Origin of the sequence: Zoogloea sp. (assembly GCF_030157465.1) — a bacterium.
Lineage (GTDB): Bacteria > Pseudomonadota > Gammaproteobacteria > Burkholderiales > Rhodocyclaceae > Zoogloea.
The window spans coordinates 90,391-104,322 of the sequence record NZ_JAOAUU010000079.1 but is presented as its reverse complement, the minus strand read 5'-3'; the positions used below and the strand labels follow the sequence as shown (position 1 = coordinate 104,322).

11 protein-coding genes are annotated in these 13,932 nt (G+C 68.2%); 7 read left to right on the top strand and 4 right to left on the bottom strand.

Annotated elements, in window-relative coordinates:
• Positions 1-16: 16 nt before the first annotated feature.
• Positions 17-2,851, bottom strand: a complete 2,835-nt coding sequence (gene uvrA / locus Q1W26_RS10675; protein WP_300439608.1) for an excinuclease ABC subunit UvrA — start codon at positions 2,849-2,851, stop codon at positions 17-19.
• Positions 2,852-2,941: 90 nt separating this feature from the next.
• Between uvrA and Q1W26_RS10670 the strand changes: the two genes are divergently transcribed.
• Together Q1W26_RS10670 and ssb are read left to right on the top strand one after the other, a co-directional pair.
• A complete protein-coding gene (locus Q1W26_RS10670; protein ID WP_300439704.1) occupies positions 2,942-4,126 on the top strand; it encodes an MFS transporter in 1,185 nt (394 codons plus the stop codon).
• 31 nt (positions 4,127-4,157) lie between these two features.
• Positions 4,158-4,700 carry a single-stranded DNA-binding protein gene (ssb, locus tag Q1W26_RS10665; protein ID WP_300439605.1) on the top strand — a complete coding sequence of 181 codons (543 nt, stop codon included), beginning with the start codon at positions 4,158-4,160 and terminating at the stop codon, positions 4,698-4,700.
• A gap of 113 nt (positions 4,701-4,813) precedes the next feature.
• Here the strand turns inward: ssb and Q1W26_RS10660 are convergent, their stop codons facing one another.
• From Q1W26_RS10660 to Q1W26_RS10650, 3 genes are all read right to left on the bottom strand, one after another.
• Positions 4,814-5,293, bottom strand: a complete 480-nt coding sequence (locus Q1W26_RS10660; protein WP_300439602.1) for a hypothetical protein — start codon at positions 5,291-5,293, stop codon at positions 4,814-4,816.
• A 186-nt stretch (positions 5,294-5,479) separates the two neighbouring features.
• On the bottom strand, positions 5,480-6,142 hold the full coding sequence (locus tag Q1W26_RS10655) for a hypothetical protein (protein ID WP_300439600.1): 663 nt from the start codon (positions 6,140-6,142) through the stop codon (positions 5,480-5,482).
• A 7-nt stretch (positions 6,143-6,149) separates the two neighbouring features.
• Positions 6,150-9,191 carry an ExeM/NucH family extracellular endonuclease gene (locus tag Q1W26_RS10650; protein WP_300439597.1) on the bottom strand — a complete coding sequence of 1,014 codons (3,042 nt, stop codon included), beginning with the start codon at positions 9,189-9,191 and terminating at the stop codon, positions 6,150-6,152.
• 215 nt (positions 9,192-9,406) lie between these two features.
• Between Q1W26_RS10650 and gspG the strand changes: the two genes are divergently transcribed.
• From gspG to Q1W26_RS10625, 5 genes are read left to right on the top strand one after another with little or no spacing between them, the layout of a single operon-like run.
• Positions 9,407-9,850, top strand: coding sequence for a type II secretion system major pseudopilin GspG (gspG, locus tag Q1W26_RS10645; RefSeq protein WP_300439595.1), 444 nt, complete (start codon positions 9,407-9,409; stop codon positions 9,848-9,850).
• Between the two features lie 3 nt (positions 9,851-9,853).
• A complete protein-coding gene (locus Q1W26_RS10640) occupies positions 9,854-11,029 on the top strand; it encodes a type II secretion system F family protein (protein ID WP_300439592.1) in 1,176 nt (391 codons plus the stop codon).
• Complete coding sequence (locus Q1W26_RS10635) at positions 11,026-12,693, top strand: GspE/PulE family protein (protein ID WP_300439589.1); 1,668 nt, start codon at positions 11,026-11,028, stop codon at positions 12,691-12,693. The genes Q1W26_RS10640 and Q1W26_RS10635 overlap by 4 nt, the downstream gene beginning before the upstream one ends.
• Entirely contained in the window at positions 12,674-13,384 is a 711-nt protein-coding gene (locus tag Q1W26_RS10630; protein ID WP_300439586.1) for a hypothetical protein, read from the top strand. Before Q1W26_RS10635 ends, Q1W26_RS10630 begins: the two co-directional genes overlap by 20 nt.
• Positions 13,381-13,932 carry a hypothetical protein gene (locus Q1W26_RS10625; RefSeq protein WP_300439584.1) on the top strand — a complete coding sequence of 184 codons (552 nt, stop codon included), beginning with the start codon at positions 13,381-13,383 and terminating at the stop codon, positions 13,930-13,932. Before Q1W26_RS10630 ends, Q1W26_RS10625 begins: the two co-directional genes overlap by 4 nt.

The window sequence follows — 13,932 nt, the reverse complement described above, 5'->3', positions numbered from 1 at the left end:
GGCGTGGGATCTCGATTTATTGGGGGCGCGGCGTGGCCAGCAGCTTGGCGAGGTACTGGCCGGTGTGGCTGGCGGGGTTGGCCGCGATGGCCTCGGGCGTGCCGGTGCCGACCACCGTGCCGCCACCGTCGCCCCCTTCGGGGCCCATGTCGATGAGCCAGTCGGCGGTCTTGATGACGTCCAGGTTGTGCTCGATGACCACCACGGTGTTGCCGTGGTCGCGCAGGCGGTGCAGCACGGTGAGGAGCATCTCGATGTCGGCGAAGTGCAGGCCGGTGGTGGGTTCGTCGAGGATGTAGAGGGTGCGGCCGGTGTCGCGTTTGGAGAGTTCGAGGGCCAGCTTGACCCGCTGGGCCTCGCCGCCCGAGAGCGTGGTGGCGCTCTGGCCGAGGCGGATGTAGCCGAGGCCGACCTGCATCAGGGTGTCGAGCTTGCGGGCGACGATGGGCACGGCGCTGAAGAAGGCGAGGGCCTGCTCGACGGTCATGTCGAGCACTTCGTAGATCGTTTTGCCCTTGTAGCGGATCTCCAGGGTTTCGCGGTTGTAGCGCTTGCCGTGGCAGATGTCGCAGGGCACGTACATGTCGGGCAGAAAGTGCATCTCGACCTTGATCAGGCCGTCGCCCTGACAGGCTTCGCAGCGCCCGCCCTTGACGTTGAAGCTGAAGCGGCCGGGGCCGTAGCCGCGGGCCTTGGCCTCGGGCACGCCGGAGAACAGGTCGCGGATGGGCGTGAGCAGGCCGGTGTAGGTGGCCGGGTTGGAGCGCGGGGTGCGGCCGATGGGGCTCTGGTCGACGTTGATGACCTTGTCGAAGTGGTCGAGCCCTTCGATGCCGGCACACGGGGCGGCCTCGATGTTGCTGCCGTTTACGTGGCGGGCCACGTGGGCGTAAAGGGTGTCGTTGATCAGCGTGCTTTTGCCCGAGCCGGATACGCCCGTGATGCAGGTGAACAGCCCGACCGGCACTTCAACGCTGACGTTCTTGAGGTTGTTGCCGCTGGCGCCTTCGATGCGCAGGACTTTTTCCGGGTTGGCGGCAAGGCGCTTTGCGGGCACCACGATGTAGCGGGTGCCTGACAGATAGGCCCCGGTGAGCGAATCCGGGTGGGCGGCGACGTCTTCCGGGCGGCCTTCCGCAATCACGCGGCCGCCGTGCTCGCCGGCGCCGGGGCCCATGTCGACCACGTAGTCGGCCATGCGGATGGCGTCTTCGTCGTGCTCGACGACGATCACGGTGTTGCCCATGTCGCGCAGGCGGCGCAGGGTTTCGAGCAGGCGGTCGTTGTCGCGCTGGTGGAGGCCGATCGAGGGTTCGTCCAGCACGTACATCACGCCGGTGAGGCCGGAGCCGATCTGGCTGGCGAGGCGGATGCGCTGGGATTCGCCGCCCGACAGGGTGTCGGCGGAGCGGTCGAGCGACAGGTAGTCGAGGCCGACGTTGATCAGGAACTGCAGCCGGCTGGAGATCTCGCTGACGATCTTGTCGGCCACCTGGGCACGCTGGCCGACCAGCGTCAGGCCGTCGAAGAAGGCCTTGCTCTGGGCCAGCGGCAGGTGGCTGACCTCGGAAATGTTGCGCTCGCCGATCAGCACGAAGCGCGCCTCGGTGCGCAGCCGGCTGCCGTGACACACCGGGCAGGCGCAGGTGGCGCGGTATTTGGAAAGCTCCTCGCGCACGGCGACCGAATCGGTTTCCTTGTAGCGGCGTTCGAGGTTGGGAATGATGCCCTCGAAGGCGTGCTCCTTGAGCACCGGCTTGCCGCCGTCGGAGAGGTAGCGAAAGGCGATCTTGTCGCGCCCCGAGCCGTGCAGGACCATGTGGCGGATGGTGGCCGGCAACTCCTCGAACGGCGTTTCCACGTTGAAGTCGTAGTGGTCGGCGAGGCTGGCGAGAAGCTGGAAGTAGAACTGGTTGCGGCGGTCCCAGCCGCGCACGGCGCCGGAGGCCAGCGACAGATCGGGGTGCACGACGACCCGCTCGGGGTCGAAAAAATCTACCTGGCCAAGGCCGTCGCAGCGGGGGCAGGCGCCCACCGGGTTGTTGAACGAGAACAGGCGCGGCTCGAGTTCGGCCAGCGCAAAGCTGCAGATCGGGCAGGCGAACTTGGCCGAGAACAGGTGCTCGGTGCCGGTATCCATCTCCACGGCGATGGCGCGGCCTTCGGCGTGGGTGAGGGCGGTTTCGAAGGATTCTGCAAGGCGCCCGCGCAGATCCTGGCGCACCTTGATGCGATCGACCACCACCTCGATGCTGTGGCGGCGGTTCTTGTCGAGCACCGGCAGGTTGTCGAGTTCATGGACGATGCCATCCACGCGCACCCGCACGAAGCCCTGGGCGCGCAGTTCGACGAACAGGTCGGCCTGCTCGCCCTTGCGGCCGCTGATCACCGGGGCGACGATCATCAGCTTGGTCTCTTCGGGCAGGGCCAGTACCGCGTCCACCATCTGCGAGACGCTCTGGGCCTCGAGGGCGTGCTCGGGGTGCTCCGGGCAGTGGGGCGTGCCGGCGCGGGCATACAGCAGGCGCAGGTAGTCGTGGATTTCGGTGACCGTGCCGACGGTGGAGCGCGGGTTGTGGCTGGTGGCCTTCTGCTCGATGGAAATGGCCGGCGACAGGCCCTCGATGAGGTCCACGTCGGGCTTTTCCATCAACTGCAAAAACTGCCGTGCGTAGGCCGACAGCGACTCCACGTAGCGGCGCTGGCCTTCGGCGTACAGGGTGTCAAACGCCAGCGAGCTTTTGCCCGAGCCTGAAAGGCCGGTGATCACCGTGAGCTTGTTGCGCGGGATGTCCAGCGCGATGTTTTTCAGATTGTGGGTGCGGGCACCGCGGATTCGGATGGCGTCCATGGAGCGTTCGAGGCAGGGGCAACCTGTTAATATACGCCTCTTACCCCTCCCCACGCAGCACGTTTAATGGCCTCTTCGAACAACGACAAGATGAGCCCGGCCGAGCGCCGTGCCGGCCTCTCGCTGGCGGCAATCTTTGCGCTGCGCATGCTTGGTTTATTCCTGATCCTGCCGGTTTTTGCGGTCCATGCCCACGGCATGCCCGGCGGCGACAACGTGGCGCTGGTCGGCATGGCCATCGGCGCCTACGGCCTGACCCAGGCGTTTCTCCAGATTCCCTTCGGGGCCGCCTCCGACCGCTTCGGGCGCAAGCCGGTGATCGTCGTCGGCCTGATCCTGTTCGTGATCGGCAGCGCCGTCGCGGCGCTGGCCACCGACGTCCAGACCGTGGTTGTCGGGCGCGTGCTGCAGGGCGCCGGCGCCATCTCGGCAGCCGTCACCGCGCTGGCCGCCGACCTCACCCGCGACCAGCACCGCACCAAGGTCATGGCGATGATCGGCTCGTCGATCGGCCTGGTGTTCGCGCTGTCGATGGTGGCGGCGCCGCTGCTCTACGCCGTCATCGGCATGAGCGGCCTGTTCTGGCTGACCGCCGCGCTGGCCGTGGCTGCGATCTTCACGATCCTGTTTGTCGTGCCGGCCGCGCCGCCGGTGCCGCGGGCCATCGGGCGTTTTTCCGAAGTGCTTGGCAATGGCCAGCTGATGCGCCTCAACTTTGGCGTGTTTTCGCTGCATCTCATGCAAACCGCCATGTGGGTGCTGGTGCCCGCCGGGCTGGTCCATGCCGGCCTGCCCATCGCCGAGCACTGGAAAGTCTATCTGCCCGCGGTGCTGCTATCCTTTGTCGTCATGGTGCCGGCGGTGATCGTGGCCGAGAAAAAAGGCGCGATGAAACAGGTCTTCAATTCGGCCATTGTCTTGCTGCTGCTGGTGCAGGCCGGGCTTTACCTGGCGGGCAATGTGGCAGGCGGGGCCGGGCTGTGGCCGCTGGCGATCCTGCTGACCCTGTTCTTCGTCGCCTTCAACGTCCTTGAAGCGACCCAGCCTTCGTGGATTTCCAAGATCGCACCGGCCCATGCCAAGGGCACCGCGCTGGGGGTCTACAACACGCTGCAGTCCATCGGGCTGTTCCTCGGCGGGGCTCTGGGCGGCTGGCTGGCCCAGCACGTCGGCCCCGGTTCGGTATCGCTGCTGGGCTGTGCGCTGGCATTGCTGTGGCTGATCCTCGCCAGCGGCATGGCCGCACCCCCGACCCGTCGCGTCGCGGCAGCCTGAACACCACCCAAGAATTTTTCAGGAGAGACATATGGCTTCGGTCAACAAGGTGATTCTTATCGGCAACCTGGGCAAGGATCCCGAAACCCGCTACGCCCCGAGCGGCGATGCAATCTGCAACATCACCCTCGCCACCACCGATACCTGGCGCGACAAGGCCACCGGCGAGAAGCGCGAGGCCACCGAATGGCACCGCGTGGTCTTCTTCGGCAAGCTTGCCGAAATCGCCGGCCAGTATCTGAGGAAGGGCAGCGCCGCGTATATCGAAGGTTCGCTGCGCACCCGCAAGTGGCAGGACAAGGACGGCCAGGACCGCTACACCACCGAAATCCGTGCCGACGAGATGAAAATGCTCGGCAGCCGTCAGGGCATGGGCGGCTCCGATGCGCCGTCGCGCAGCGAAGGCGGCGGCCGTGACAGCGCCCCCCGTGACAGCGGTGGCGGCCGCGACAACAGCTACGGTGGTGGCGGTGGCGGTGGTTTCGGCGGCGGCGCCCCGGCCCCCAGCGCTCCGGCACCGAAGAAGCCGGCCGGCGGCGGCTTTGGCGATTTCGACGACGACATTCCGTTCTGATGCGTCGTTAGAAAAAGCGCAACACACCCCTTTGAACCCCCGCAATGCGGGGGTTTTTGTTGGCACGCGTTTTTTCGGGGAGCGCGGCCTTGATTTTCAGGCCGCCGTCGTCGTCAGCAACCCAACTCGCGGAAGCGGCTTCGCAGACCGAAGAGGCGCCGCTGGGCCGCGGCAAAATCCTGTCCGCTGGCCTGCGCCTCGGTCTGTTCAAGGGGAGGAATCTGTCTGTCCAGGTGCTGGCACTCCCGCTGCGCCGCTGACGTGAGCTTCATGCGGCGACTGAATACCTCGTACTGTTTGGGGTTCATGCCGCTGAGCGGGCGTACGGCCTCGGCCATCTGCTCCCGGCGCACTTCCCGCTGAACATCGTTTCCAACGCGCTCCTTGCCCGACAAGCTGCTGACACCCCGGGTCGGCTCCACGTCGATTTTTTTAGCCTCCAGGCAGGGCGAGTCCGAGTAGACGATCCTGCCCCCTTCCTCGCACTTGAAGACAGTTCGAGCGGGCGCGGGCAAGGATTGGGCTTCTGCCAGGCTGGAAAGGAAGGCCAGTACCGCCACGCGGGACAACAGCCGGATGCTTGGGATCGACATGAATTCAACTCAAAGGGCATAAAACGGCTGCGAGTATAGCGGCATTCAGGAAGACCGGCAGGCTGATCTCTTGCAGAAAAAGGGCGGCCCGGATGGACCGACGCCGCCTTGGCGGCGGCGTCGGAGAACTCACAGTGCATCGATCCAGACTATTCCCGCCGCCCGCTGCGGGGCCGCATGCCGGGCTCAGCTTTTTGCACGGCGCAGGCTCAGGGCGAGGGTTTCCGGTTCCGGGACGGCCTGGGCGTATGTGAGATCGAAGGCGCCGATGTTCAGCCGGGAGGTGACGCCGTAGTCGCGGACGTCGACGATCCCGAAGGCGATCTGTGCCGTGCCCGCCGCCGCGAAGGTCTGGCTGAAGCGGCCGCCGGTGGAGGCGCTGGCGACATCGCCGAGGAGGGTCAGCACATCGTCGATGACCATGAAGGCGTAGTCGTTGTGGTCGGTCGGCAGGCCTTCCCGGGTTGAAAAGGCCCAGTCGAAGCTCAGGGTGTCACCGGCCTGAACCTGGATGGCGTGCTTGAGTGCAGAGCCTTCCAGCGCCATGACGCCATTGACCGGATCGGGGTCAAGGCCGCCGATCTGCAGGCCGACGAACTCTTCGAGGCCCGCGGGGATTCCCACGTCGGCGGCGCCCACGCCCGACATGTTGTAGGTGCCGGCCGCGGCCGGAAAGTCGTCCTCGTAAATCAGCGATGCCGTTGTGAGGGACGCGCTGAGGGCTGAGACCTGCACGTCGCCCATCGCGGCCCAGGCGGTGAGATTGGCGATGGGGGCGGCCTGGGCCGGCGCGATGAGCAGTGCCGCGAGGAGGGTGGCGGCGGGAAGCACTGTGTTCAGTTTCATCATGAAGGACTCATTGTGCGAGCAGGCGGCCGACGATGAAGTCGCGGCTGACGCTCAGGGTGTTCAGGGGCACGTCCTTGAGCAGGACGAGGGGGCGGGCGAGGCCGGCGCCGGCGCTGCCGTCGGCATCGATCTGCACGCTGGTGCCGGCGGTGCTTGAAACCAGCTTCAGGTAGCCGTCCGCAACCGGGTTGCTGCCGGAGTAGCCGATGCTGGCGAAGAGGGCCCGCAGGTCGATGCGATCGGTGCCGGGGGTGAAGTCGGTGATGGTGTCGCCTGCTTCGCGCAGGCTGCCATAGACGAAGGTGTCGGCACCGGCGCCACCGGTCAGGGTGTCCGCCCCGGCGCCGCCGTTGATCACGTCATCGCCGGCGGTGCCGACCAGGGTGTCACGGCCGGCGCTGCCGTCCAGCTTCTTCACCAGCTGCAGGCCGACGATCACGGGGTCGTGGTCCGAGGAGCGCCAGGGCGCCGGGGTGTAGAGGTCTTGCGGCTTGAACTCCAGGTTGTAGTCCAGGAAGGATGGCTCGTCGGCGTTGATGTGCCAGTGCCCGACCCCCGCGACCTGGGCGTGCAGGCTCGCGCTGGTGAGGGCGTGGTCAAGGTAGCCGGTTTCCCCGTCGAAAACGTAGGAATAGGGGTTGGCTTCACGCTCGGCCAGCTGGTTGATCAGGCCGGCGCCGGTCAGCGCGTTGATCGGATCTTCCTTGCCGTAGGCGTTCAGATCGCCAATGACCACCACGTCGTCGTCGCCGGCGCTGCCCTTGATCTGCTCGATGAAGCCGGCAAGGCGGCCTGCCTGCTGGAGGCGGCGCGCGTTGTAGCAGCCCTGGCCGTCGTTCTGGTCCTGGTCGGCGCCGGTGGCGTCCGCGCAGCCCTTGGATTTGAAGTGGTTGACGATCACCGAGAACTTTTCGCCGTTGAGGGCCGCGAAGGTCTGGGCCAGCGGCGGGCGGCTGTTGATGGCGTCCGGATCGGACACCGAGGCGCCGACGCGGCTGACACGGGACGGCTTATAGATCAGCGCGACCTTGATCTCGTCGCTGCCGGTGCCGGCGGCCGGGTCGGGTACGACGGCGTAGGTGCCGGCACCCAGCGCGGCATTCAGGCCGTTCACCAGATCCTGGATGGCGCTGCGGTTGCCGTAGCCGTCGTTCTCGATTTCCATCAGGCCGACCACGTCGGCGTTGAGGGCCTTGATGGCGTTGATGATCTTGTCGCGCTGGCGCTGGAATTCGGTCGCGTCGGTGGCGCCGCGGGAGGTCGGAAAGCCGCCCCCTGCGCCGTCACCGTTGAAATAGTTCAGCACATTGAAGCTGGCCACCTTGACGTTGCCGCCCACGTCCGCCGGGCTGGTGGTGCGCGGGTTGCTGCGCGTGAAGCTCACCGGCTCGATGGGGTGCAGGCGGTAGTCGATGGCCGCCGGGCTGCCCGCGTTGATCGCCCCGTGCTCGAGCACGCCGACGAGGCTGCCATTGACGGTATCGCCGCCACGCACCGTGTTGCCGGCGCCAAGGTAGGGAACGGGGCTGGGATTCTGGCGGGACGAGCGGTCATCCAGCACCAGCAGGCGGCGCTGGTTCTCGTCGGCCAGCGCGATGGCTTCCGGCGAGCCGGCCGGGAAGCGGTTGGTGGCCTTCTCGATGCGGCCGTTGGCCGACAGGGTGAGCTGGCCGTAGCGGCCCAGGAAGTAGTTTTGGGCGACGGTCATCGGGCTGACGATGCGCACCACCATGCCCTCGTAGCGCTCCAGCTCGCCATTCACGGATTCCGGCAGGGCCACGTCCACCGGCAGGGGCAAGGCTTCGCCGCTTGCAAGCACGCTGATGCTGCTGGCGCCGGTGAGCTGGGTCTGGCCGTTGAACTCGGCGACGGTGCCCTTGAGGCTGATGCGCTGGCCCACCACCACGGTGGGCGCGGTGCTGGTGAACACGTAGATGCCGTCGGAGGTGGCCGGGTCGCCGTCGCCGGCCGGATCCTGCAGGAAGAAGCCGTTGTTGGTCAGCGCCGTGACGATACCGCCGGTCGCGACGGAATCCCCGACGCGCGGGCTGACGCCGCCGGTGCCCTGGATCGCGCCGATCGGCGTTGTCGCCAGCGCTGCGGCGACGGTCACGTCCACGGTGCAGCTGGCGCTCTGCGCCTCGTTATTGGTGAATTGAACGCCGACCGGGTAGGTGCCGGCCGCGATGGCGCCGGTGGCCTGGAGCAGCACGCTGGCGGTGCCGCCGTCGCCGCTGGCCGGGCTGACCGGGCCGAGGCTGATCCCGGCCACTGCGCCGCCGACGAGGGTGGCGCCGGTCACGCTGCTGTCGACGTCGGTGGCCGTGAGCTGCACGCTGCCGGCCGCGCCCTGCTGGAGCAGCAGCGGCGGGCAGGTGGGGGTGATCGGGGCATTGACCGGCGTGGGCGCACCGCCGCACTGGTTGAGCGGGCTGCTGCCGTTGCGGGGGCTCGGGGCACCGCTCGTGAAGTCGGCAGCGTTCTGGTCGCTATCGGTACAGCCCGCATTGGCGCGGAACAGCGCGGTGGCGCTGCTGGCGGCCGGCGCGGCGGCACCTTCCGCGAAATTGGCCGTGCCGTAACCTACAAGGTCGACGATCTGGGCGCTCTGGGCCGGGGAGCAGGGCGTGCTGGCGCCGTTGCAGGCCAGGCCGGTGCTGCTGCCCACCAGCACCACCTTGCCATTGGCCGCCGCCAGGTTGGTGGCCGTGCCGCTTGCTTCCGGCGTCGGCAGCTCGCTGCCGTTGGTCACCGTGGCCAGCTTGACCAGCAGGTATTGACCGGGCTGCAGCGTGCCCGACAGGGCCGTGACGCCGTTGGCGCTGAAATGGCCGGTGCCGGTGGCGCTGGCGTACTGCACCGACCAGCCGGTCACGTTGATCGGCGAAGCGCTGCGGTTGAACAGCTCGACGTAGTCCGATTTGTACGCGTTGCCGTTGCCGCCGTAGATCTGGCTGATGACGACGTCGCCCGCCGCGAAGGCGAATCCGCTGGCGGACATGAGGCCGGCGGCGCACAAGGCCGCCGCGATGTGATGGGGAGTGGGCATTGGAGGTGTCCGGAATCAAGGTCAGCCCGAAACTCTATTGACGCCATGCTACGGCGGGCACGGCCCCGGAATGGGTTCTGCTACTCCGAATGGAGGAGAGGCCTGAATATTCCGGCAATCAACTCCCGGGCTCTCCGCGGCCGCCGGCCGTCTGTACCCTAAACGTCTTTGTCTTGTTACATGCCTGTCACGGGGCGCGGATAGTCTGCGCGGCGATGCTGCCACCTTGCTACCCTTTCGCCCCGATCTCGCGCCAGAGATCGCGGGGCTTCACCCTCCTTGAGCTGCTGGTCGTGATGACCATCATCGGCCTGCTGGCCGGCTACGTGGGCCCGAAGTTCTTTGCCCACATCGGCAAGTCGGAGATCAAGGCCGCCCGGGCGCAGATCGACGGTCTGGAAAAGGCGCTCGACCAGTACCGTCTCGACGTGGGGCGCTATCCCGGCTCTGAAGAAGGCCTCAAGGCGCTTAATGAAAAGCCCGCCGATGCGCCCCGCTGGGCCGGCCCCTACCTGAAAAAAGCCGTGCCCGCAGACCCCTGGGGCAAGCCCTACCAGTACGTTCAGCCCGGCGAGCACGGCGAGTTCGACCTGTTTTCGCTGGGCCGCGATGGCCAGCCCGGTGGCACGGGCGAAGCGGCCGACATCGGCAACTGGTAGGCGATGCGCTTTCGGGTCAGGGCGCTCGGGGCCGCTGCGTCGGTCAATGAGATCGAGGTCGACGCGGCGGACGCGCCCGCTGCGCGGCAGCTCATCGTCGACCGGGGCCTGAGCGTGATGTCGGTTACGCCCCTGCGTGGTTCCGCTTCGCGGGCCCGTTTTCCGCTGATGCTGTTCAACCAGGAACTCGTGGCCCTGCTCAAGGCCGGCATTCCCCTCGCCGAGGCGCTGGCGGCGCTGGCCGAGAAGGAAGCGCGGCCGGCGGTGCACGCCGTTGTGGCGGCGCTGGGCGAGGGGCTGCGCGAAGGGCGCAGCCTGTCCACGGCCCTCGACGCGCAGCCGCAAGTCTTCCCTCCGCTCTATGTTGCAAGCGTGCGCGCGGCCGAACGCACCAGCGATCTGGAGCAGGCCTTGTCCCGCTACATCGACTATCAGCGCCAGCTGGAGTCGATCCGCGGCAAGCTGGTGGCGGCGGCCATCTATCCGGCCCTGCTGCTGCTCGTGGGCGGGGCCGTGATGTTCTTTCTGCTCATTTTTGTCGTACCGCGTTTTGCCCAGGTTTTCGAGAGCGTGGGCGGCGAGCTGCCGTGGATGTCGCGCCTGCTCCTTGATTGGGGGCAGCTCATGCAGGCCCACGGCGGCCCGGTCGGATTGGGCCTGCTGGCGGCGCTGGCTGGCCTGGTGCTGGTTCTGCGCCGGCGGCAAACCCGGGCCGCCGCCCTGCGCCTGGCCTGGCGTCTGCCGCGGATCGGCGAGCGCTTGCGTCTCTTCGAACTGGCGCGTCTTTACCGCACCCTGGGCATGCTGCTGCGGGGCGGCATTCCGGCCGTTGCGGCGATGGGCATGGTGGACGGCCTGTTGTCGCCGGCCCTGCGCCCGGGGCTGGCCCGCACGATTGCCGCCGTGCGCGAGGGGCAGGGCTTTGCCGCCTCGCTTCAGGCCCATGGCATCGCCACGCCCATCGCCTTGCGCATGCTCGCGGTGGGGGAGCGGGCCGGCAATCTCGGCGAGATGCTGGAGCGCGCCGCCGAATTCCACGAGGACGAGAGCGCCCGCTGGCTCGACGTGCTGACCCGTCTGGCCGGGCCGCTCCTGATGCTGGTGATCGCCGTTGCGGTAGGGCTGATTCTGGTGATGCTGTACCTGCCGATCTTCCAGGTGGCGGAGAGCATCCAGTGAGCCGCGCAGCCTTTACGCGGGCCGAACTGGCCGCCGCCGACGCCGAGGCGCGTCTGGAAGGCGTCCGGCGCATCGACGTGCTGTCCCGCGGGGTGCCGGCCGCCGGCTTTGTGGCCCGGCTCGGCGCCAGCCTGGGCATGGCGCCCATCGCCCACGCCGAACTCTTTGCCCTCGCGCCGGATTTCGCGGTGATTCCCTTCGACACGGCCCTGCGACGGGAGGTGTTTGCCGGTCGCGATGACACGGGCCGGCTGATGATCGTGCTGGCCGACCCCTTCGATGCCGACCTGCTCGACGGCCTGGGCGGCACGCTTGGCGAAGCCCTGGCGTTGCGGCTCGCCGGCCGGGACGACCTGGCGGCCTGTCTGGCCCGCCACGAGGAATCCCGCCGGGTGGTGTCCGAGGTGCTCACCGCCCGCGATGGCGCAACCCACGCCGCCGACGGGGAGGATCTCTCGCTCCGGCGCATTGCCGGCGACGCCAGCCCGGTGGTCAAGCTGGTGAACTCGACCCTCTATGAAGCCATCCAGCAGGGCGCCAGCGACATCCACCTGGAATGCGTGCCGGGCGGGCTGGTCATCAAGTACCGGGTGGACGGGGTGCTGGCGCGGGCCGGCGGGGTGCAGGGCGCCGAGATGGCCGAGCAGGCGATCTCGCGCCTCAAGGTGCTGGCCGAGCTCGACATCGCCGAGCGCCGGGTGCCCCAGGACGGGCGCTTCAAGGTTCAGGCAGGCGGCCGACCGATCGATTTCCGGGTCTCCATCATGCCCAGCATTCACGGCGAGGATGCCGTGCTGCGGATCCTCGACAAGGAGCACCTGACCCGCGAAATGGCCGGCCTGTCCCTGGAGACCCTGGGTTTCGACGCCCTGACGCGCGCGCAGTTGCGGCGCATGGCCGCCGAGCCCTACGGCATGTTGCTGGTCACCGGCCCGACCGGCTCGGGCAAGACCACCAGCCTGTACGCGGTGCTCTCCGAAACCCACACGGGCCACGACAAGATCGTCACCATCGAAGACCCGGTGGAGTACCAGCTGGCCGGCGTGCTGCAGATTCCGGTCAACGAAAAAAAGGGCCTCGGCTTTGCCCGTGGCCTGCGCTCCATCCTGCGCCACGACCCGGACAAGATCATGGTCGGCGAAATCCGCGACCCGGAAACCGCCGAAATCGCCATCCAGGCGGCCCTCACCGGCCATCTGGTGTTCACCACGGTGCACGCCAACAACGTCTTCGACGTGATCGGCCGCTTCATGCACATGGGGATCGATCCCTACAACCTGGTGGCCGCCCTCAACGGCGTGGTGGCCCAGCGCCTGATCCGCGTGAACTGCCCGGCCTGTGTCGGCGACATCACGCCCGAAACGGCCCTGCTGGATGAATCGGGCCTCGGCGGGCCGGATGCCACGGCCGGCTACGGCTTTCGGGCCGGGGCAGGCTGCGGCCATTGCCGCGGCACCGGCTACCGGGGGCGCAAGGCCATCGCCGAGGTGCTGCTGCTGAACGACGAGCTGCGCGATCTCATCATCGCCCGGGTGCCCTTGCGCCAATTGAAGGACGCCGCCCGTCGGCGGGGCTTCGTCAATCTTCGCGAGGCCGGGCTCAAGCTGGTTCGCGACGGCCTCACCACCTTGCAGGAGTTGAACCGTGTCACTTTTGTGGCCTGAAAGCATCCAGCTCCGTATCGGTCCGGAGGCCCTGCGCCTGGTGCGCCGGCGGCAGGCAGCGCTGGAGATGCCCTTGGCGGCGGACTGGGCCGCGAGCCTGGCCAGCCTGCCGGGCCTGCCGCGCTTGGCCGGATTGCATGTCACCGTTGCCGACCGGCACGCCCGTTACCTGCGCCTTAACTGGCCGGCGGGGCTCAAGGCGGCCGAGCGCCAGGCCTTCGTCGATCACCGCTTCCAGAGCGTGTTTGGCGACGGCCCCTGGACAAGCCTGGCCGACCGGGACGCGTTTGGCCGGACGAGCCTGGCCGCCGCCTTGCCCGCCGGCCTGCCGCTGGCACTCAAGGCCTGGGCCCGCGCCCGGAGCCTGCGCATCGCCACCATCGAGCCGGCCTTCGTTGCCGATTATCGGCGCCACTGCGCCGGTTTTCGGGGGGACGGCGCATTCGCGCGCCTCGAGGCCGGGCGGGTCACGCTGGGCCTGTGGGGCGCCGGGCAGTGGCGGGCCGTCCGCAGCCAGCCGGTCGATTCGGCCGACGCAGGTGCTGCGGCCCGCTGCCTGTCGGCGCTGCTGCCGGCGCTTCCGGTGGAAGACCTGTTCGCTGGCGGAACGCTCCACCTGGCCGGGGCCACGCCATCCGTCGACCTGCTGCCGGCCGGCTGGACCTGCGCCGGCCTGAAGGACGCACCGTGACGCCCCGCCGTGCGCCGCCGCGCCCGAACCTGGATTTTTCCGGCAGTCTGCGCCGCCCGAGTGCGCTGGGCTGGCTGCTGCTGGCGTTCGGACTCGTCGCCTCGGCGGGCGTGGTGCACGAATACGATGTGCTCGAAACCCGCGTCGCCGAGGAGACCCATGCCCTGGCGCGGGTGCGCCGCAACGGGGACGCCGGCGCGGCGCTTCAGGCCCGGCCGGGCGTGCCGCTCACTGACGCAGAACTCAAGCCCGCGCTGGCCGTGGCCCACGCCTTGAATCGCGACGGGCTGGCGCTGCTGTCGCTGCTCGAGCAGGCCGCCGACGATCCGGGCGTGGCCTTGCTGGAGGTGGATCAGGACGCCACCAAGGGCCTGCTCAAGCTCGCCGGCGAAGCCCGCAACCTGGCGGAGGCTTTCGCCTTCGTGCAGCGCCTGGAGACTGGCGGCATGCTGCGGGAGGCCCGCCTGTCGGGCTACGAATTCCGCCAGGACGGCCCGCAGCAGGGGGTCCGCTTCACGGCCCAGGCCCGCTGGGAGGCGATCCGGTGA

Excerpts from the sequence above, each read along its gene's own strand:
- ssb (WP_300439605.1), top strand. The coding sequence starts at position 4,158 with ATGGCTTCGGTCAACAAGGTGATTCTTATCGGCAACCTGGGCAAGGAT.
- gspG (WP_300439595.1), top strand. The coding sequence starts at position 9,407 with ATGCTGCCACCTTGCTACCCTTTCGCCCCGATCTCGCGCCAGAGATCG.
- Q1W26_RS10640 (WP_300439592.1), top strand. The coding sequence starts at position 9,854 with ATGCGCTTTCGGGTCAGGGCGCTCGGGGCCGCTGCGTCGGTCAATGAG.
- Q1W26_RS10660 (WP_300439602.1), bottom strand. The coding sequence starts at position 5,293 with ATGTCGATCCCAAGCATCCGGCTGTTGTCCCGCGTGGCGGTACTGGCC.
- Q1W26_RS10650 (WP_300439597.1), bottom strand. The coding sequence starts at position 9,191 with ATGCCCACTCCCCATCACATCGCGGCGGCCTTGTGCGCCGCCGGCCTC.
- Q1W26_RS10655 (WP_300439600.1), bottom strand. The coding sequence starts at position 6,142 with ATGATGAAACTGAACACAGTGCTTCCCGCCGCCACCCTCCTCGCGGCA.
- Q1W26_RS10670 (WP_300439704.1), top strand. The coding sequence starts at position 2,942 with ATGAGCCCGGCCGAGCGCCGTGCCGGCCTCTCGCTGGCGGCAATCTTT.
- uvrA (WP_300439608.1), bottom strand. The coding sequence starts at position 2,851 with ATGGACGCCATCCGAATCCGCGGTGCCCGCACCCACAATCTGAAAAAC.